This is a genomic window from Mesorhizobium waitakense, assembly GCF_056431085.1.
On the sequence record NZ_JBWKME010000053.1, the window covers coordinates 86,256 to 104,761 of the forward strand.

At 63.5% G+C, this 18,506-nt stretch carries 17 protein-coding genes; 5 read left to right on the forward strand and 12 right to left on the reverse strand.

The window, feature by feature from the left end:
* Window positions 1–79 precede the first annotated feature (79 nt).
* Entirely contained in the window at window positions 80–850 is a 771-nt protein-coding gene (locus AC07FD_RS13405) for an isocitrate lyase/PEP mutase family protein (RefSeq protein WP_478350265.1), read from the forward strand.
* Window position 851: 1 nt separating this feature from the next.
* On the opposite strand, the gene AC07FD_RS13410 is transcribed toward AC07FD_RS13405, so the two are convergent.
* The 4 genes from AC07FD_RS13410 to AC07FD_RS13425 all read right to left on the reverse strand — a co-directional run bounded on the left by AC07FD_RS13410 (window position 852) and on the right by AC07FD_RS13425 (window position 5,130).
* A complete protein-coding gene (locus AC07FD_RS13410; RefSeq protein WP_478350266.1) occupies window positions 852–1,907 on the reverse strand; it encodes a peptidase M14 in 1,056 nt (351 codons plus the stop codon).
* A gap of 89 nt (window positions 1,908–1,996) precedes the next feature.
* The gene (locus AC07FD_RS13415; RefSeq protein WP_478350267.1) at window positions 1,997–3,175 is read right to left on the reverse strand and encodes an MFS transporter; all 1,179 of its coding nucleotides are present in this window, start codon (window positions 3,173–3,175) and stop codon (window positions 1,997–1,999) included.
* A 120-nt stretch (window positions 3,176–3,295) separates the two neighbouring features.
* A complete protein-coding gene (locus AC07FD_RS13420; protein ID WP_478350268.1) occupies window positions 3,296–4,672 on the reverse strand; it encodes an FAD-containing oxidoreductase in 1,377 nt (458 codons plus the stop codon).
* Complete coding sequence (locus tag AC07FD_RS13425) at window positions 4,669–5,130, reverse strand: DUF4126 domain-containing protein (RefSeq protein WP_095090807.1); 462 nt, start codon at window positions 5,128–5,130, stop codon at window positions 4,669–4,671. The genes AC07FD_RS13420 and AC07FD_RS13425 overlap by 4 nt, the downstream gene beginning before the upstream one ends.
* A 177-nt stretch (window positions 5,131–5,307) precedes the next feature.
* On the opposite strand from AC07FD_RS13425, the gene AC07FD_RS13430 reads away from it, so the two are divergent.
* Window positions 5,308–5,865: a sugar O-acetyltransferase gene (locus AC07FD_RS13430; RefSeq protein ID WP_478350269.1), complete on the forward strand. Its 558-nt coding sequence runs from the start codon at window positions 5,308–5,310 to the stop codon at window positions 5,863–5,865.
* Window positions 5,866–5,939: 74 nt separating this feature from the next.
* Here AC07FD_RS13430 and AC07FD_RS13435 read toward each other — a convergent pair whose 3' ends face one another.
* On the reverse strand, window positions 5,940–7,274 hold the full coding sequence (locus AC07FD_RS13435) for an ATP-binding protein (RefSeq protein WP_478350270.1): 1,335 nt from the start codon (window positions 7,272–7,274) through the stop codon (window positions 5,940–5,942).
* Entirely contained in the window at window positions 7,271–7,930 is a 660-nt protein-coding gene (locus tag AC07FD_RS13440; RefSeq protein ID WP_477228244.1) for a response regulator, read from the reverse strand. Before AC07FD_RS13440 ends, AC07FD_RS13435 begins: the two co-directional genes overlap by 4 nt.
* A 165-nt stretch (window positions 7,931–8,095) precedes the next feature.
* Here AC07FD_RS13440 and AC07FD_RS13445 point away from each other — a divergent pair, with 165 nt between their 5' ends.
* Together AC07FD_RS13445 and AC07FD_RS13450 are read left to right on the forward strand one after the other, a co-directional pair.
* Window positions 8,096–8,362 (forward strand): PepSY domain-containing protein, encoded by a 267-nt coding sequence (locus tag AC07FD_RS13445; RefSeq protein WP_095091693.1) that lies wholly within the window; start codon window positions 8,096–8,098, stop codon window positions 8,360–8,362.
* Between the two features lie 5 nt (window positions 8,363–8,367).
* Window positions 8,368–8,976: a cytochrome b/b6 domain-containing protein gene (locus AC07FD_RS13450; RefSeq protein WP_478350271.1), complete on the forward strand. Its 609-nt coding sequence runs from the start codon at window positions 8,368–8,370 to the stop codon at window positions 8,974–8,976.
* A gap of 70 nt (window positions 8,977–9,046) precedes the next feature.
* On the opposite strand, the gene AC07FD_RS13455 is transcribed toward AC07FD_RS13450, so the two are convergent.
* Window positions 9,047–10,033, reverse strand: a complete 987-nt coding sequence (locus tag AC07FD_RS13455; protein WP_478350272.1) for a GlxA family transcriptional regulator — start codon at window positions 10,031–10,033, stop codon at window positions 9,047–9,049.
* Window positions 10,034–10,158: 125 nt separating this feature from the next.
* Between AC07FD_RS13455 and AC07FD_RS13460 the strand changes: the two genes are divergently transcribed.
* Window positions 10,159–10,803 carry a cysteine hydrolase family protein gene (locus tag AC07FD_RS13460; protein WP_478350273.1) on the forward strand — a complete coding sequence of 215 codons (645 nt, stop codon included), beginning with the start codon at window positions 10,159–10,161 and terminating at the stop codon, window positions 10,801–10,803.
* A 68-nt stretch (window positions 10,804–10,871) separates the two neighbouring features.
* Here AC07FD_RS13460 and AC07FD_RS13465 read toward each other — a convergent pair whose 3' ends face one another.
* From AC07FD_RS13465 to AC07FD_RS13485, 5 genes are all read right to left on the reverse strand, one after another.
* Complete coding sequence (locus AC07FD_RS13465; protein ID WP_095090813.1) at window positions 10,872–12,551, reverse strand: formate--tetrahydrofolate ligase; 1,680 nt, start codon at window positions 12,549–12,551, stop codon at window positions 10,872–10,874.
* 315 nt (window positions 12,552–12,866) lie between these two features.
* Window positions 12,867–13,991, reverse strand: coding sequence for a DUF2333 family protein (locus tag AC07FD_RS13470; RefSeq protein WP_478350274.1), 1,125 nt, complete (start codon window positions 13,989–13,991; stop codon window positions 12,867–12,869).
* 104 nt (window positions 13,992–14,095) lie between these two features.
* Entirely contained in the window at window positions 14,096–15,397 is a 1,302-nt protein-coding gene (locus AC07FD_RS13475; protein ID WP_478350275.1) for a DUF6638 family protein, read from the reverse strand.
* 9 nt (window positions 15,398–15,406) lie between these two features.
* Window positions 15,407–17,317 carry an AAA family ATPase gene (locus AC07FD_RS13480; protein WP_478350276.1) on the reverse strand — a complete coding sequence of 637 codons (1,911 nt, stop codon included), beginning with the start codon at window positions 17,315–17,317 and terminating at the stop codon, window positions 15,407–15,409.
* 24 nt (window positions 17,318–17,341) lie between these two features.
* On the reverse strand, window positions 17,342–18,487 hold the full coding sequence (locus AC07FD_RS13485) for a hypothetical protein (RefSeq protein ID WP_095090818.1): 1,146 nt from the start codon (window positions 18,485–18,487) through the stop codon (window positions 17,342–17,344).
* Window positions 18,488–18,506 lie beyond the last annotated feature (19 nt).

Genomic DNA, 18,506 nt, shown 5'->3' on the forward strand with positions numbered 1-18,506 from the left:
TGCGGCTCATGGCACATCGCCAGAGCCGGTGGTCTTGCTTAGGCTGGATGTCCAACGGCAGAAATATGGGAAAACACCAATGACCGAGCAGATCGACCGCGCACGGACGTTCCATTCCCTCCACGCCAGGGGAAACCCGATCGTTCTCTACAATGCCTGGGACCCGGGCTCGGCCAAGATTGTCGAGAAAGCAGGGGCCAAGGCGATCGCCACGGGAAGCTGGCCGGTGGCGGCCGCCTTCGGATACGCCGATGGCGAGAAGATCCCGCTGGAGCTGGCGCTCGACAATATCAAGCGCATCGTAGGGGCGGTCGACCTGCCGGTGACCATGGATCTCGAGGGCGGCTACGGCATTGAACCGGAAACCGTCGCCCGCACCGTGACGCGTGCCGTGCAGGCCGGGGCCATCGGCTTCAATTTCGAGGACCAGATCGTCGGCGGCACCGGACTGCACGACATCGCGCTACAGGTGAAGCGGATCGAAGCCGCCGCCGCTGCGGTCAAGGCCTCGGGTATCCCGGCATTCCTCAACGCCCGAACCGACATCTTCCTCAAGGCCAAACCGGATACGCATGACAAGGCGCTGCTCGACCAGGCGATCGAACGAGCGCACGCTTTTGAAAGGGCCGGAGCGAACGGCTTCTTTGCGCCGGGCCTTGGCGATGAGCGCCTGATCGAGGCGCTTTGCAAGGCAATCGCGTTGCCGGTTAACATCATCGCACTGGCGCATGTGCCGCCGCGCCAGCGGCTGGCGGAACTCGGCGTCGCCCGCATCAGTCACGGCCCGGTGCCATACCGGCAGATGGCCGAATGGCTGGAGGAGAAGGCGCGCCTGGCTATTTCCGGCTAATTCAGTCCTCGAGTGTCCCCGACCTGGCGTCGGCGCTCTTGCTGTCGCCGACGAGTTTCAAAAGATCCTCGCCGGCGCGGATGATGCGGCGCGAGCGGCGGGTCAGGATGATGCCGTCCTGCGGTGCCAAGACTTCGGTGCGGCCATCGGTTTCACCCGGTGCGTGGACGACGGTGGCGAGGCGAGCGCCCTTGGCGACGCGGTCGCCGGGCTTCACGTCGTAAAGCACGGCACCCGCCCGGGGCGCCGGCATCATCTCGATGTTTTCCAATGGTGCGACGACACCGGTGAAAGGACCGGGTGCGGGCAGGGCGGTGTCTGATATCACGCCGCGTGCGACCAGCAGCCGGTAGAGACCTTCGGCGTCGGCGGCGGCCAAGGCGCCGTCGACGTCGAGGATGCCGCGATATTCGACCGTGGTGGCGACGCGACGGTCTAGCTTGGCCACGTCATCGGGAACGTTCTGGTAGGGCATGATCGAGGCGCCCTCGAACGTACCGTCGGTGTCTTCGCTCCACAGCATCACAGCATCGACGCCCATGGCAGCGGCACAGTCGGCCATCGCCGGCCACAGGCTGGTATGGACATAGAGATAGGCGAGGCCCTCGTCGTCGCAATGCAAGTCGAGCACGATGTCGTGGCCGAGGGAAAGCTGCACCAGCCGGGTCTTCAGCCGCTGGTCGACAGGGCCAAGGCTGGTGTCGGGCAAGAGTGCTGCGTCGGGCGCGGCAAGCAGCGGAAAGCCGCGATTGAAGTTGGTGCGGGTGCCGAGATGGAAGCGGCCCTGATGCTCGCCGAAATGATATTGGGCGCGGCCGATCGGGTTTGCCCAGGGCACGACAGTGATGTTGCCCTTGATGCGGCCTTCGGCCTCGGCCTTGGCCAGCATCGGCATCAGCGCGTCGATGGCGACGACGCCCGGCAACTCGCCGGCATGGAGTGCCGCCTGCAGATAGGCTGACGGAGCGGCCGTGCCGGTTCCAGCAAACCGGAACAGCGGAAATTCGTAGGAAACACCTTCGCTTTCGCCGGCGATGCGCTCGATCGATTTCTGCATGACTTTCCTCCATCAAGAGCGACAAGACATGCCCATTTGGAGGCGCCGATGTCGATTGGTCCAGCCTGCCGCGCTATGGGCGCAAGCGGTTATTCCGCGGCAGCCTGAAGCGGGACGGCAGGCGCACGCCTATCCAGTGTCTGCGACAGCACCGCGACGATGACCGCCAGCAGCGCCAATGCCGCGCCGACCAGCGGCAGGTTGGCATAGGAAACACCTGCGGAAAGGGCCACGCCGCCGATCCAGGCGCCGCTGGCATTGCCGACATTGAAGGCGCCCTGGTTCAGCGTGGCGGCAAGGTTCGGCCCTTCGGAGGCCGCCTCGACGACGCGGATCTGCAGCGGCGGCACGACGACGAAGATGAGCAGGCCCCACAGGAAAACGATGCCGATGGCAATGCCGGCTATGGCGCCGAACTGCATGAAGCCGACAAACAGCAGCGCCAGCAACAGCAGCGTGCCGATGACCGTCGGCATCAATTTCCAGTCGGCGAGCCTGCCGCCGATGATGTTGCCGATGGTCATGCCGGCGCCGAACAGCAGCAGTACCCAGGTGACCGCGGGGGTGGACAGGCCGGACACGTCGGTCAGATAGGGTTTTATGTAGGTGAAGACGGCAAACAGGCTGGCCGAGGCCAGGGCGGCGATCAGCATCGCCAGCCAGACCTGTAGCTTGCCCAGCACGCGCAATTCGCCGCGCAGGCCGCCACCGCTCGGTTCAGCGACGTCGGATGGCACCAGCCAGGCGATGCAAGCGACCGAGATCAGGCCGATGCCGACCACGGCGAGGAAGGTGGCGCGCCAGCCGAAGGCTTCGCCCAGGGCGGTGCCGGCGGGAACGCCAAGGATGTTGGCCAGCGTCAGCCCGGCGAACATCAGCGCTATGGCGCTGGCGCGCTTATTGCGCGGCACAAGGCTCGCAGCAACGACCGAACCGATGCCGAAGAAGGCGCCGTGGCCGAAGGCGGTGAAGACGCGCGCGGCCATCAGCATCCAGTAGTTGGGCGCGATGGCGCAGAACAGATTGCCGACGACGAACAGCGCGGCGAGGCCCACCAGCACCGGCTTGCGCGGCAAATGCGCGGTGGCCATCGCCACGATTGGCGCGCCGAAGACGACGCCCAGCGCATAGCCGGTGACCAGCAGGCCAGCCGAAGGGATGGACACGCCGAGGTCGGCGGCGACCTCCGGCAGCAGGCCCATGATGACGAATTCGGTGGTGCCGATGCAGAAGGACGCAATGGCAAGCGCAAGGATCGGCAAGGGCATGGGGCGTCCAGACTGAATCGGTTCAAATTCAGATTGAACGCGTAGCCTTGCTCCGCGCAATATGCATTGCTGCAACGCAGCAATGCATAAAGTCCAGAGCTGAGCGTGAGCGTGAGTGTCTCACACCAGCGGCTTCAGCTCCTGGGCGATGGTGGGCAGCAGTTCCGAGACATTCGGGTGGATGTGCACCGCGCGCGCCAGCGTGTCGACGGGCGCCTTGGCGTACATCAGGTCGAGCACGCAATGCACCGCCTCGTCGCCGCCGGGACCAAGCACCGAACAGCCGAGGATCTCCCTGGTGTCGGCATCGACGAGAATCTTCATGAAGCCCTGCGTCTCGCCCTTTTCGACGGCGCGTCCGACGCGGGTCATCGGCCGCTGGCCGATCAGCGCCCGGCGACCGGATTTCTTCACCGCGGCCTCGGTCATGCCGCAGCGGCCGAGCGGCGGGTCGATGTAGAGCGCATAGGCCTCTATGCGGTCGCTGACTTTGCGCGGATCATTGTCGAGTAGGTTGGCGGCGACGATCTCGTAGTCGTTGTAGGACGTGTGAGTGAAGGCGCCCTTGCCGTTGCAATCGCCCATCGCCCAGATGCCGGGCACGCTGGTGCGCAGCTGGTCGTCGACGGTGACGAAGCCGCGCTTGTCGACCTCGACGCCGCCTCTGTCGAGGCCGAGATCGTCGGTGTTGGGCACGCGTCCCAGAGCCAGCAGCACATGCGAGCCGACCGTCGGAGGTTTGCCGGCGGAGAAGGTCACGGCAGTGTCGTTGCCTTGTTTGGCGAAGGCGATGTCGTCGGCACCGAGATGGACCGTAATGCCTTCGTTTTCGAGGATGGAAAGGATGGCGGCCGAGACGTCCTCGTCCTCGCGGCCGGTCAGGCGCGGGCTCTTTTCGATCACCGTGACGTCGCTGCCGAAGCGGCGGAACATCTGCGCGAATTCGAGCGAGATGTAGCTGCCGCCGACGACGACGAGATGGCGCGGCAGCACGCCGAGATCCATCATCGAGGAGTTGGTCAGATAGTCGATATCGTGGATGCCGGGCAGGTCGGGCACCGAGGCGCGGCCGCCGGTGTTGAGGAAGATTTTTTCGGCGGTCAAAAGGTCGTCGCCGACGCGCACGGTGTTGGCGGATTCGAAACGCGCATGGCCGCGATAGAGCGTGCATTTGTCCATGCCGGCGATCCAGGTTTCGAGCCCGATGCGGGCGTCGTTCGACACCTTGTCCTTGCGCGCTTTGATCGCCTTGTAATCGACGCCGACGGGGCCGCCGAGCGTGACGCCATAGTCGGCGGCCCGCCGCGCCAGATGCGCGGCATAGGCGCTGGCGACCATGGTCTTGGTCGGCATGCAGCCGGTATTGACGCAGGTGCCGCCGACCAGCTTGCGCTCGATCAGCGCCACGCTCATGCCGGCGGCATTCAGCCGGCTGGCCAGCGACGGGCCGGCCTGTCCGGCGCCGATGATGATGGCGTCGAAGGTCTTTGCCGTCATGCCACCGCCGCCACGATCAGCAGGCCGCCGATGATCGCCACTGCGTCCTCGATGAAGGCGGCGGGCGGGTCCTTGCCGAAGGCGGCTGCCAGCCGGCCACGCGCTTCGGCACCGCCCAGCGTGCCGATGACAGCGCCGATGGCGCCGGCGATCAGGCCGCCGATGGTGGAACCGCCGGTGGCGCCGATGACAGCGCCGGTAAACGCGCCCATGATGATGCGGGCGCCGAATTGCTGCGGCACTTTACGGCTCGGCGTCGAAGGCAACTGGTCAGTCACCAGTTCGACGATGGCCAGGATGGTGAAGATGCCGACAGCCGCCCAGTGGCTCATGAAGCTGGCCCAGGTGGCGGCGACCGGCAGCCAGCCGAGGTAAGCCCCCCAGGCGACGGCGGCCGGCGCGGTCATCGCGCGAAGGCCGGCAATGACGCCGATCAGAAGTGCGAGAATATACAGCATGGTCGATCCCCTCATCGCCGGGCCAGAACAGCCTAGCAAGAGCAGGCTAGCATAGGCCGGACCTTTGACCAGCACATGACTTCGAAAAATCGGAATGGATTTTGCGCCAGTGTTCGCTGGCTCTTTTCCGTTCACGGCAATTGTGCTTTTGCAAGGATGTCACATGGAGACACCGTCATGGCTGGAAGCGAGCGCGCAAGGATGGCGGCCGGCGAATGGTACACGTGCCTCGATGACGAACTGGAGGCACTGCGCGTCACGGCGCGCGACGCGGTGTTCGAGCACAATTGCCTGCCGCCCCGGCAGCGCGGAAACCTCGGGCCGGGCTTGAAGGCATTGCTCGGCAGGGCGGGCGAGGGCGCCCGCATCGAGGCGCCGTTCCACTGCGCATACGGCTTCAACATCTTTCTAGGCGACGGCGTCTTTCTCAATGCCGGCTGCACCATTCTCGACACGGCGAGCGTGCGCATCGGCAAGGGAACGCTGCTAGGCCCCAATGTGCAGATCTATTGCGCCGAGCACCACAAGGAGGCCGCCGGGCGGCAAGCGGGGCTGGAAATCGCGAGGCTTGTCGAGATCGGCGCCAATGCATGGATCGGCGGCAGCGCGATCATCCTTGGCGGAGTCAGCATCGGCGAGGGCGCCATCGTCGGCGCCGGCGCGGTGGTGACCCGCGACGTCGCCGCGAACACCACGGTGGTCGGCAATCCGGCGCGGGCGGTCAAGGGCGGCTGACGATAGGGCATGATGCCGAAACGTGTGAAGCGGTTTTCGGACGACATCATGCTCTATCTCTTCGAGTTCGGCTTCTAGGCGGCGGGAAACCGGATCGTCGCTTCGAACCCGTCTTGCCGCCCGGATGCCGGTGAGTTCAGAACCAGCGTCGCATCGATCTGTTGCAGGATCCGGCTGACGATCGCCAATCCGAGGCCCGATCCCTCGGCGCGCGTAGCGCCGCGCTCGAACCGTCTGATCAGGCTGCCTGGGGCTGGAACCACCGGACCTTGGTTGATCACGCTAAGTCGGGCGTCTTCGTCGATGCGCACGACAACCTCTCCGCCTTCGGGGCCATGCCGCAAGGCATTCTCGATAAGGTTGCGCAGGACGATGGCCAGCGCATCCGTGTCGATCGCGGCCAGCGCCTTGCCTTTCACCAGCGTTTCGAGGCGAAGGCGGCCCTTGTTTTCGCTGTGCTGCTCGAAGTCTTCGACCACCAATGCCGCGACCGCGGCAAGGTCGGCAGGCTTGCCGGCGGCGGCCACTCCGGCGTCGGCGCGCGCCAGCTGCATCAATTTTTCGGACAGGCCGGCGAGATTGGACAGCGCTGCCTTGATCTGGCGCGGACGTTTTCTTGCCGCGTCGTCCGGAGCTTCCGCGATCAGCCGCTCCGTCTGTGCCAGTGCGCCGGCAATCGGCGTGCGCAATTCATGCGCGGCATTCGCGGTGAATTCTTTTTCCGCCTCAAGCGCCATGTGCAGGCGCCGCATCAGGCTGTTAACCGACTTGGCAATGGCGGCGAGTTCGGAAGGCAGCTCGGTGGTGCGGATCGCAGCGAGGTTGTCGCCGTGACGGGCGCTGATCTCGCCGCGCAATGTTGCAATCGGCCTCAGGAAACGCGCCAGGGTCAGCCACGCGACAAGTGCGCTCAACGGGATCAGGATGACCATCGGTATCAGGAAGCCGGTGGCGGCTTCGAAGGTTTCCTCATTGCGCCGTGCATCGAGCTCGGCGACCTGGATGAAGATCGTGCCGCCAACCGCGGGCTCAGTGTAGATGCGCCATCCGGCGGCCTCCGAAAAGCCCTGCGCGAGTTCAGCCGTGAGCGGTTCCGCGGGAGCATTGTAGGAGTGCAGGAGAACACGGCCACTGCCGTCCCGCACCTGGAAGATGAGGCGACCGCCTATATCGTCCGAGACGGCCTCTGCCAGCCTGCGGGGCGATTGCGAAACCTCGCGCCCGAAAAGATCGTCGATGACCAGCGGCAGCAGCCGGCGGGCCGCTTCCTGCATCGAATTGTCCATGGCTTCGTTGATTTCACGATGCAGGGTGATGCTTCCCGTGCCCGCTGCGACCAGGCCGAAGGCGACCGTGACCAGGATCAGCGAGGCAACGAGACGACCGGCAAGGCTGTCGAAGAACCTCATGGGAATGCCAGGCGGTAGCCTAGCCCTCTTACGGTCGTGAGGGCCTCGCGCCCGATCTTCTTGCGCAGGCGGCTAACATAGACTTCGACCGTGTTGCTTTCGATCTCCGCCCCGAAGGCATAGAGCGCATCCTCGATCTGGTTCTTGCCGACGGTCATGCCGGGCCGGCGCAAAAACTGCTCCAGCACCGCCCATTCGCGGGACGTCAGCATGGCCTCCCTGCCGTCCACGACAACGCGGCGGGCGGCCTGGTCGATTTCGACCGGCCCGAGCCGAACCAGAGGATTCGGGTTTCCCGCATAGCGCCGCGCGACCGCGGCGAGGCGCGCGGACAACTCGCCGAGATCGAAGGGCTTGACCAGATAGTCGTCTGCTCCGGAATTCAGCCCCTCTATCCGGTCGGAGAGCTGGTCGCGCGCGGTCAGGATGATGACCGGCGTATCGGTGCCTTCACGGCGCAGCGTCTTCAGGAATTCGAGCCCCCTGCCGTCCGGCAGATGGAGATCGAGCAGGACGAGTTCATAGGAGACGACATGAAGGTGATCGCCGGCATCGCCAAGCGTCGTGCTCCAGTCCACGGCATGACCGTCGGCGGCTATATGATCGCGCACCGCCTCGCCCAGCACGGGGTCGTCTTCGATCAGCAGAACGCGCACCTTGCCTCCGTGTTCAGCACACGCCACCTCCATGCGGGACAAGGCTGACAGGAACCTGAACGAAAGCCAACTGCGGCTTTTGAGCGATACGATACGCGTTCAGGCTGCTGTCAGGTTTCACGGTCAGGGTCCGCGACATCGGAATTGGCCGATGGAGAAAACAAGATGAAGACCTTGATCCTAACCGCGCTGGTGATGGCTGTTGCCGGACCGGCTTTCGCTGCCGACAAATGCGATGTGCCGACCGACCAGTGGCAACCACGCGAGGCGCTGCAAAAGAAGCTTGAAAGCGAAGGCTGGAAGGTTCGCAGCATCAAGACCGAGAACGGCTGCTACGAAGCCAAGGCACTCGATGCCAACGGCAAAAAGCTGGAAGCCGTGTTCAATCCCAAGACGCTCGAGTCGGTCGGCGCCGATTCCGACGACGGTTGATCGCCATGAACGCCACCGTTTCGACACGAGACACCTCGGTCGAGTCGACACAAGAAACCTCGGTCGAGTCGACACGAGAAAGCTCGATTAGGGTCTGGAGCTCCTACGTCCGCCTCTTTCATTGGTCGCTGGTCCTGTGCGTTGCGGTGGCCTGGCTTTCCTCGGGAGAAATCATGAAGCTGCATGAACTGGCCGGTTACAGTGCGGGGGTCTTGATAGCTTCACGGCTGATCGCAGGGCTGGCGGGATCGGGTCACACACGCTTCCGTCAGTTCGTGCGTGGGCCGCGCACTGTGAGCTTGTACATAGCCGACGTGGCGCAGGGTCGCGAAAAGCGTCATCTCGGCCACAACCCTGCCGGCGGCGCCATGGTGCTGGCGCTTCTGACCTGCGTGGCGGGAATTGCGCTTACCGGCTGGATGCAGACCACCGATGCCTGGTGGGGCGTGGCCTGGGTGGAGGACACGCACAAGATCCTGGGCAATGGAATTCTCGTGCTCGTCGGGCTTCATGTCGGCGGCGTGCTGCTGGCCAGCCTGCGCCATCGTGAGAACCTGGTTCGCGCCATGCTCACCGGCCGCAAACGCGCGCCATCGCCGGGAGACGTCGCCTGACTGCCTGGATCAGGGAATACCAAAGGCGCCGCGGCGATGCGGCGCCTTTGGCCGCTCTTTTTCAGGAAAGTCAGGCGTGTGCCATTGGTTCGTCCTGATCGGCCCGCCTCGAGAACTCGCGCCGGTATTGCGCCGGTGACGTCTTGAGCCGTGCCGAAAAATGCTGGCGCAGCGACGTGGCGCTGCCGAAGCCGACCTCGAAGGCCACCATGTCCATCGATTTCTCCGTTGCCTCCAGCAACCGTTGCGCCAGTTCGATCCGCTGGCTGGTCAGCCATTCGCCGAAACTGGTGCCGATCGATTTCTGAAAGCGGCGGGTGAAGGTGCGCCGGGTCAGGCCGGCGGCTTCGGCGACTCGGTCGAGGTTGTGCGTCTCGCCAAGCGTGGAGCGAACCGCGTCAAGCGTCTGGGTGAACCGGTCGGCATCAGCGCTTTTTGCCACCGGATGCTCGATGAATTGTGCCTGCCCGCCTTGCCGATGCGGCGAAAGGACAATCTGGCGGGCGAGCCGGAGTGCGGCTTCCGCGCCATAGCGGGCGCGCACGATGTGGAGACAGCAGTCGAGGCCAGCCGCGACGCCGGCCGAGGTCACGACATCGCCATTGTCGACATAGAGCACCGTGGCATCGACCGCGATGTCGGGATGGAGTTTTTGCAGCCGCTCGGAATAGGCCCAGTGCGTCGCGGCACGGCGGCCTGAAAGCAGTCCGGCCGCGGCGATGGCGAAGGTCCCCAGACACAGGCCGACAATCAATGCGCCATGCTCGTGTGCTCTGCGTAGCGCCTCCATCAACACTGGCGCTGGCGCCTCGCCGAGATGATGCCAGCTTGGGATGATGACGATGTCGGCGCCGTCGAGCCCTTCCAGCCCATGCGGTGCTGCAACCGTCAGTCCGGCTTCGGTGTGGATCGGGCCGGCCTTGACCGCGCAAATGCGGAACTCGAAGCGCGGCAGGCCAAGAGATGTCCTGTCCTCGCCAAACACCAGGCATGGCACGGAGAGATGGAACGGGCTGATGCCGTCGAAGGCAAGGACGGCGATGATGGGGTCGGTCATGGGGCTTCCGCGAGTGGATGCGGATTGTCCCAATTCTTTCGAATGATGTCAATCGGGACACTTTCGATCGCTTGGCATGTCGCCTATTTTCGATCCATCGCATTCAAGCCGGAAAGGAAAACACCATGTCTGACCCAGCCAACGCCACGCCACGTCGCGCGCTTGTCGTCGTCGACGTCCAGAACGATTATGATGGCGGCAATCTCGCCATCCAGCATCCTCCGTTCCGCGACAGCGTCGTCAATGTGGCACGCGCCATGGACGCGGCCGCCGCGGCCGGCGTCAAGGTGGTGGTAATCAAGCAACTGGCTCCCGAGACATCGCCAGTTTTCGCCAAGGGTAGCCATGGCGCCGAACTGCATCCCGAGGTCGCCAAGCGCAGCCGCGACCATTATGTCGAAAAGAACCTGCCCTCCGCCTTCACAGGCACCGATCTCGAAGACTGGCTGCGCGCCAACGCCATCGATACGATTACTGTCGTCGGCTACATGACGCACAATTGCGATCTGTCGACCATCATCCATGCCGTGCATATGGGCTTCGCCGTCGAGTTCCTGTCCGACGCGACGGGCTCGCTGCCCTACGCCAACAGCGCCGGTTATGCCTCGGCCGAAGAGATCCACCGCGTGGTGACGATCATCCTGCAGTCGCGCTTCGCGGCGGTGCTCAAGACCACCGAATGGATCGAATGCCTGAACACGGGCGTGCTGCCCGAGCGCGATACGATCTATGCCTCCAACCAACGGGCGCTGGCGCGCAACGCCGCATAGCAGTAACCGCAAAAGAAAAGGGCGCCGCATCGCTGCGGCGCCCTTTTCGCTGTTGAGACAGCAATATCTTAGAACAGGCCTTCGATCTGGCCTGCCTCGTTGAGGAAGATCTTCTCCGAGGATGGCGCCTTGGGCAGGCCGGGCATGGTCATGACCTCACCGCAGATGATGACGACGAAACCGGCACCGGCCGACAGCCTGACCTCGCGCACCGGCACGGTGTGGCCGGTCGGCGCGCCGCGCAGGTTTGGATCGGTCGAGAAGGAATACTGCGTCTTGGCCATGCAGACCGGCAGGTGGCCGTAGCCGGCCTGCTCCCAGGCGTGCAGCTGGTCGCGCACCGACTTGTCGGCGATCGCTTCCGAGCCGCGATAGATGCGCTGGACGATGGTGTTGATCTTCTCGAACAGCGGCATGGCATCGGGGTAGAGCGGCGCGAACTGCGAGGCACCGGATTCGGCCAGCGCCACCACCTTGTTGGCGAGTTCCTCGATGCCGGCCGAACCCTTGGCCCAGTGCTTGCACAGGATCGCCTCTTCGCCCATCGAGGCGACATAGTCCTTCATCGCCTGGATTTCGGCGTCGGTGTCGGAATAGAAGTGGTTGATGGCGACCACCGCCGGCACGCCGAACTGGCGGATGTTCTCGATGTGGCGGCCAAGGTTGGCGCAGCCCTTCTTCACCGCCTCGATGTTTTCCTTGCCGAGGTCTTCCTTCTTGACGCCGCCATTCATCTTCATGGCGCGCACGGTGGCGACGATGACGGCAGCGGCCGGCTTCAGGCCAGCCTTGCGGCACTTGATGTCGAAGAACTTTTCCGCGCCGAGATCGGCGCCGAAGCCGGCTTCGGTGACGACATAGTCGGCAAGCTTGAGCGCCGTCGTGGTGGCGACGACCGAGTTGCAGCCATGCGCGATGTTGGCGAACGGGCCGCCATGCACGAAGGCCGGGTTGTTCTCCAGCGTCTGCACCAGGTTCGGCTGCATGGCGTCCTTCAAGAGCACGGCCATGGCGCCGTCGGCCTTGAGGTCGCGGGCATAGACCGGCGACTTGTCGCGGCGATAGGCGACGATGATGTCGCCGAGGCGCTTCTCAAGGTCCTTGAGGTCGGTCGACAGGCACAGGATGGCCATGACCTCCGAGGCGACGGTGATGTCGAAGCCGCCCTCGCGCGGAAAGCCGTTGGCGACGCCGCCGAGCGAACAGATCATCTCCCGCAGCGCGCGGTCGTTCATGTCCATGACGCGGCGCCAGACGACACGGCGGGTGTCGATGCCGAGTTCATTGCCCCAGTAGATGTGGTTGTCGATCAGCGCCGACAAAAGGTTGTGTGCCGTGGTGATGGCGTGGAAGTCGCCGGTGAAATGGAGGTTCATGTCCTCCATCGGCACGACCTGTGCATAGCCGCCGCCGGCCGCACCGCCCTTGACGCCGAAGTTCGGGCCGAGCGAAGCCTCGCGGATGCAGACGATCGCCTTCTTGCCGATGCGATTGAGGCCGTCGCCGAGGCCGACGGTGGTCGTCGTCTTGCCTTCGCCAGCCGGCGTCGGGTTGATGGCGGTGACGAGGATCAGCCTGCCGTCCTTGTTGCCCTTCACCGACTTAATGAACTCGGCAGAAATCTTGGCCTTGTCGTGGCCATAGGGCAAAAGGTGTTCGGTCGGAATGCCGATCTTGGCGCCGATCTCCTGGATCTGCTTCTTCTTGGCGCCGCGCGCGATCTCGATGTCGGACTTCACTTCGGCCATGACGGCTTTCCTCTGGATTGGTCGGTGGAGGGGACGGGGTTTGATCTCACTCGCATGCAGGCCGGAACCGGGGCGCGGGCATGTTTTAACCCTGTCGCTGCCGCGGCGTCAACTTGCATGCAACTATGTTTCCTATGAAGAAAATTCATCTGCGGACCGGCCGACCTGTCATCGGTTCTTCCCGGCTCCGTTGCCGCGCCGTATAGAAGCCAGAGGACGCGTCGTTCCGCCGTCTCAAAACAGCCGCACAATGCACCGAATGCGACAGAAGCGACGGCGCAAATTCGCCATCGCTTCGGCTGCGGCCGGCAAGCCTTACTGCGTCAGCACGTTGCTGATTTCGACCATGTTGGAGCGCACCCTGAGCACGTAGAAGCCCATCGTCGTCAGATGCGTCGGCAACAGCCAGCCGTCTTCGCGGCCATTGGCGATGATGAAGGGCTGGATGCGCAGCGCCGAGACGAACTGCGCGTCCATCGTGTCCCACAGGCTCTGCAGGTGCTTTTCCTTGATGACGTCGTCGAAGTCGGCCTGGGCACCCTTCATCAGGCCGTAATAGGCGTAGAGTTGGCCATAGGCGAACCAGTAGCGGTCGTCGGCGCGGAAATCGAACCAGCCATTGTTGTGGTTTTCGGCACGTTCCTTGAGGATGGCCGAGGTCGAACCGATGTCCGAAGCGATGCGATCAATATATTGTTTCAGATTGTCGGCGCGGGCATCGAAGGTCGCCTGGCAGGTGGCGAGCCGGGCGTTGAAGGAGCGCAGCTTGCGCACCGCGTCGCGGTAATAGCTCGGCGTCGGCGTCTTCGGGCCGAACGGGCTCACGCCGAAATACCAAGTGTATTCGTCGAACTGCAGATTGCCGCGCGCGTCCTGCAGATCGGCATCGATCTGCGACGTGGTGCGGACACGGCCGAGATTGTCGGCGAGTTCGGTCGCCGTGCGCCGCACCGCCTGGTTGATGCCGCGCTGGAACGAGGCCTTGTTATCCATCCACGGCGTGTGGTCCCAGTCGATGCCGAACAGGCCGAGCTTGTAGAGGATCATCGACGAGATCCAGGCATTCTGGTTGACGTTGAAGTCGGTCAGGTCGGCGGCGATCTGGGCAATACCGGAGTTGCCGCAGGTCTTGGCGGTATCCGTGCCGGAGCCGGCGGCAACCTGTTCGCCCGCGGACACGTTGCGCTTCTCGAAAGTGTAGGTGTCGGGGTAATTCGGGTTGAAATTGTTCCACCACTGGGTGGCGTAGAAGAAGTTGGCATAGAGGCCGATCAGCACCAGCAAGGCGACGCCGACCACCGCCTTGAGGATCCAGCCGCGCTGCGTGTACCAGCGCCCGGCCCACATGAACGGCCACAGGATGACGCCGATCAGGAGGCCGATGCCACGGCCGATCCACTGGAAAATCCAGGTGAAGAAGTTCACGATCGGATCGAGCATGGCGATGTCACCCCCTCAAAGCATGATGCCAAAAAGTTGCGGACTTTTGGATAACATCATGCGCCAAAACAATAAGTTAGAACGAAATGACGGTTCATTTCGTTCTAGTCAGTCAGGCCGTAGAGGCGTGTGCGAAACGCCACCTTGTCCTTCAAATATGTGGTTTTGAGAACGTCCACAACATGCGATCGCCAGGCGTCGCTGAAGCCGTCATAGTCCCTGTAGAGGCCCTGCTTGTTGAAGATGTAGCGCGAGACGAAGTCCGACGGGACGAAATCCGAGATCAGCCGGTTGGTCAGCCAGGCGTCGGGATGGTCCGGTTTGGCGCGGATCACCAGGAAGCGCTGCTGCGGGAACACATCCTCGATCTTGAGGTAGCCGAGTTGGGCGATCTCGCGCTTGGCGGCGTTGAGGAAGGGAAAATTGCCGTCCCTGGCAATCACGTCGGCATGGCTCTGGATCCAGGTCTGCAGCCAGACCTTGTCGACGTCGGTCAGGTTGCGGTCCGGCTCTGCGTCGCGGATCAGCGCGCGTACCACCATCTCGGCGCGATGCTCGAGATAGCCCGAGGCTTCGATCCAGGAGGCGCGAGGCAACTCGATGCGGCCAGTGGTGGCGAGGAACTTGAACACCTTGTCGGCGTCGTTGATCGAGAGATAACTGACCTGCCACGGCCGCGAGCGGCGGAAGCCAGGTGCGGCCGGATCGCCGATCACCGTCGTCATGTCGGGGTCGACGAACACGTAGAGACCGCCGAAATGGCTGGTCCAGTAGGCATTGTGGCGGAAGATCAACTGGTCCGGCACCAGCGCGTTCTCGCGGATGTCGCCGCAGATCTTGGCCAATTCCACCATGCGGGTCAGCATGGCGTTGTCGCGCCAGGCGTCGGGCTCCTGCTTCAGCCGGTCGACGAGCTTGCCGAGCTCGGCAGCCTTGCCCAGCACGTCCTCGGCCGACAGCACCTTGAACTCGACCTGGCTTATCGACAGCAGGTCCTCGATGTCGTTGACCTTGGGAACGGAATCCTCGATCTCGCCGTAGATGACGTCCTTGATGGTCAGCGCGTCGATGGCGCGCTGGTTCTTGGACATGAACTCGAACATCAGCTGCGAGGTGTTGGAGAAGGCGGTGTGCACCACCGGCAGGTCGATCTGCGACGGCGTCAGGATGATGAAGCGGCGATTGACCTCGTTGGGGTCGAGATAATCATAGTCGCCGCATTCCTCGGCCACTTCGGGCGAGAATCCGGTGCGGTCGATCTGGAAGCTCTTCAACTTCGTCGGCTTCAGACCGAACGCCGACAGCGCCTTGTTGTAGCGCTGGATCAAATGCGGCTCGTCGACCGTCAGCAGCCGGCCATAGATCAGCTCATTGTCGCGCAGCAGGTCGGGTTTCTTGGCGGTCATTGCGTACCTTCACGCATTCCACAGACCCTTTTTCTTCATTTCCTCCATCTCGCGTGCGGCCCGTTCGCGCAGGCGTGCGTCGCGTAGCAGTTTTTCGACGGCGGCGTCGTCGGACTTGTCTGAATAGCGGAACTCGCTGTCGGCGTAGCGGTTGATCTCCTGCATGACCATGTCCATCGAGAAGGGCCCGCGCAGTTCCTCGATCATCGCTTTCTTCTCGTCGTAGCCCTTGTGCATGAAGGCTTCCGGCTTCTCGAACCAGTCGTCGGGAAGCTCGATATCCATGGCGCGCATCTTGATGGCGTCGGTGACGTTCTTGATGGCGCGGCCGGTGAAGCGCGGCTCGGCATCCTTGATCAGGTGCAGATAGGTGCCAATGTCGGCCATCGATTTCGGCGCGCCGTTCTCCTTCATGTAGCGCTCGTAGACTTTCATGAGCCCGTCCTCCTGCGGCTTCTCATGCTCCTCGTAGGCCTCGGTCACGGCTCGCTGGATCTCCTGCGCGGCGTAGAGATCGTGGTCGCCGAGCGGGATCTTGTGGTTCCTGCCGGCAAGCAGCACGAAGATGTCGATGTAGTCATCGCGCGTCTGCGGACCGTCGACCAGCCAGCGGGCGCCGGCGCGCTGGCGCAGCGCATCGTCGACATTTTCGGGATAGTTGGAGAACATGCCGAACGAGCAGTTGCCGCGCACCACTGTGCCGGCACCGGCGAAGGCATCCATCAGCACGCCGGTGATCTCCTGCTGGCCAGCCGAGGCGCGGTCGTCGGAGCGGCGCGCCGCCACCTGGTCGATGTCGTCGATGGTGCCGAAGCCGATGACGCGCGGATTGAGCACATTGTTGATGAACTGGCGGCAGTTCTGGCCCGACTTGCCCTGGTAGGACGAAATCTGGTCGACGCCGAAATTCTCATAGGCGAAGGGATAGCCGGCGACCTGGCAGTAGCCGTTGACGAGGCCGGCGATCATCTGGATCAGCGTCGTCTTGCCGGTGCCGGGCGCGCCGTCGCCGATGAAGGTGAACAGGAAGCCGCCGAGTTCGACGAAGGGGTTGAGCTCACGCTCGAAGTCGTAGGCCATCAGCATCTTGGCGAGCTTGACCGATTGGTATTTGGCGATGTGGTTGCCGACCACCTCTTCGGGCGTCTTGAAGGTCATCACCAGCGGCTTCGAGCGCTTGCCCGGCGCGACGTCGAAACCGTCGAGGGTGAAGTCGTCGGCATCGATGCGGATATGCGCGTTCTCGAACGGGCCGATGCCGTCGAAGCGACCCTTGCGCGCCAACAGCCCGTCGATGGCGACGCGGGCGAAGGCGCGTGCCCTGGTCTTCAGGTCGGCATCGTCGGACGAGCCCGATATCGCCTTGTCGAGGCCGGCCAGGATCGACTTCACCGCATCCTGCGGCGTGTCGAACAGGAAGTCTGGCTCGGGGATGTCGTTGGGCGCTTCGCCATCGCTGTCGATCAGCTGGAACAGATAGGAAGCGAGGCTGAAGGCGGAGATGTAGGCCGAGGCCGACAGAAGCTTCTTGAAGGTGGACGCCTCGTCGCCTTCGAGCGGGGCGCGGGTGTTCCTGGCCTGCAGGCTTTCGAGGTCCGAGCCTTCGGCAAAGACGTCCGATATGGCAAGCGCGATGGCCGTACCGCGCCGGGCGCGAAACAACAATGTGTGCTGCGGGATGGTCAGCAGCTGGTCGTCGGGATGGACGGCGCCGACGGTCTTCGACAGCTCGACCTCGCGCGTGCGCCGCACCGAGCCGACCGAAACGGTCGAGACGAAGCGGCGGTTGGTGCCGGCCAGCGCGGTGCCGGACTCGCGTGAAGGGTCCTCCAGCACGACGATGCGGGTGATGAAGCTCTGCGCGATGGCGCGGTGCTTTTCGATCGAAGCTTCCGGAATGGTGGTCAGGCCGGTATCCATGAAGAGTGCTCCGTGGTGTGACGGTCAGACGTCTGAGATGACCTGTCCGTTGGACAGGATGTGGACCTTGTAGCCGGCAAAGATCTTCTGCGCCTCGCCGGCGGCGTAGAGTGCCTGGTAGGCCTCGTGCGGGATCAGCGCATGGTTTTCGTAGCTGGACACGCCCTGGCGCGCGGCTTCCAGATCATCGGTGTTGATGAAGAATTCCTGCGTCGTCTTCTCGCTCGAGAACAGCCCCTTGCGGCCAGGTTTCTCGCTCTTGGAATAGACCTCCTGGATGGTCCAGGTCAGCAGCCAGGCATTTTCCGGCTTGCGCACCTTGGCCAGCACCTCGGTCACCGTCGAATTGTTGTCGGTGATCCCCGCCGAATAGAACGGGCCGAGCACGACGCGGCGCAACTGCTTGGGGTGCAGCGGTTCGAAATCCTTGTCGAGGTTGACCGCGATGGTCGCTGGCGACAGCGTGTAGGCGGAATTCTTCTCGGTGAAATCGTCGAAACGGTGGGCTAGCTCGGGGTTGAGCAGGCCATCGACCGGCAGCGGAATGTCGACCTTGTCATTGAGCTTGCCGTTGCTGTCGACGAGCTGACGCACCATCGCGTCGGAAGAATCCTCCACCGTCACCATGTAGACCAGCGGCAGGTTGGCGCTGCCGTCGAACGTTGCCCAGTGGACGAGGTAATACGGCCGCGCTGTCTTTGGATTGACCGAGACCTTGGCCGTCTGCGCCAAGGTGAACGGGCCGAACGTGTTTTCGCTTTTCACGTCCTCGAGATAGAGCCGTTCGGCCATCGACTTCTGCAGCGCCTCGGGGAATTCCTTGTGGCGCAGGATGAAGTCGGCCATTTCCTCGCGCAACTCTCCGGCCAGCGGAATGTTGGCAAGCCGCGCGTCGGCCTGGCGACGGTCGTTTTCGAGTTCGAGCAGGTTCTGGAAGACCGGAAAACCGCTTTCGGCACGCGAAATGCGGAACGTGTCCATGAAGCCCAGCCGGTTGCGCCAGCAGGCAAAGGACTTGTCGAGTCGGGCGATGTATTCGGCGACGATCTTGGCGACGATGCCATGCCGGTAGAGCGGCGAGCGATCGTCGCGCATGAACACTTCAAGGCCGCTCAGTGCGGCCGTAATGGCCGAGAAATACCGTGCGGCCGCTTCGTTTTCGGGGGTCATGCCTGTGCGCTCGCGGGCA

Excerpts from the sequence above, each read along its gene's own strand:
- AC07FD_RS13405 (WP_478350265.1), top strand. The coding sequence starts at position 80 with ATGACCGAGCAGATCGACCGCGCACGGACGTTCCATTCCCTCCACGCC.
- AC07FD_RS13410 (WP_478350266.1), bottom strand. The coding sequence starts at position 1,907 with ATGCAGAAATCGATCGAGCGCATCGCCGGCGAAAGCGAAGGTGTTTCC.
- AC07FD_RS13415 (WP_478350267.1), bottom strand. The coding sequence starts at position 3,175 with ATGCCCTTGCCGATCCTTGCGCTTGCCATTGCGTCCTTCTGCATCGGC.
- AC07FD_RS13420 (WP_478350268.1), bottom strand. The coding sequence starts at position 4,672 with ATGACGGCAAAGACCTTCGACGCCATCATCATCGGCGCCGGACAGGCC.
- AC07FD_RS13425 (WP_095090807.1), bottom strand. The coding sequence starts at position 5,130 with ATGCTGTATATTCTCGCACTTCTGATCGGCGTCATTGCCGGCCTTCGC.
- AC07FD_RS13430 (WP_478350269.1), top strand. The coding sequence starts at position 5,308 with ATGGCTGGAAGCGAGCGCGCAAGGATGGCGGCCGGCGAATGGTACACG.
- AC07FD_RS13435 (WP_478350270.1), bottom strand. The coding sequence starts at position 7,274 with ATGAGGTTCTTCGACAGCCTTGCCGGTCGTCTCGTTGCCTCGCTGATC.
- AC07FD_RS13445 (WP_095091693.1), top strand. The coding sequence starts at position 8,096 with ATGAAGACCTTGATCCTAACCGCGCTGGTGATGGCTGTTGCCGGACCG.
- AC07FD_RS13450 (WP_478350271.1), top strand. The coding sequence starts at position 8,368 with ATGAACGCCACCGTTTCGACACGAGACACCTCGGTCGAGTCGACACAA.
- AC07FD_RS13455 (WP_478350272.1), bottom strand. The coding sequence starts at position 10,033 with ATGACCGACCCCATCATCGCCGTCCTTGCCTTCGACGGCATCAGCCCG.
- AC07FD_RS13460 (WP_478350273.1), top strand. The coding sequence starts at position 10,159 with ATGTCTGACCCAGCCAACGCCACGCCACGTCGCGCGCTTGTCGTCGTC.
- AC07FD_RS13465 (WP_095090813.1), bottom strand. The coding sequence starts at position 12,551 with ATGGCCGAAGTGAAGTCCGACATCGAGATCGCGCGCGGCGCCAAGAAG.
- AC07FD_RS13470 (WP_478350274.1), bottom strand. The coding sequence starts at position 13,991 with ATGCTCGATCCGATCGTGAACTTCTTCACCTGGATTTTCCAGTGGATC.
- AC07FD_RS13475 (WP_478350275.1), bottom strand. The coding sequence starts at position 15,397 with ATGACCGCCAAGAAACCCGACCTGCTGCGCGACAATGAGCTGATCTAT.
- AC07FD_RS13480 (WP_478350276.1), bottom strand. The coding sequence starts at position 17,317 with ATGGATACCGGCCTGACCACCATTCCGGAAGCTTCGATCGAAAAGCAC.
- AC07FD_RS13485 (WP_095090818.1), bottom strand. The coding sequence starts at position 18,487 with ATGACCCCCGAAAACGAAGCGGCCGCACGGTATTTCTCGGCCATTACG.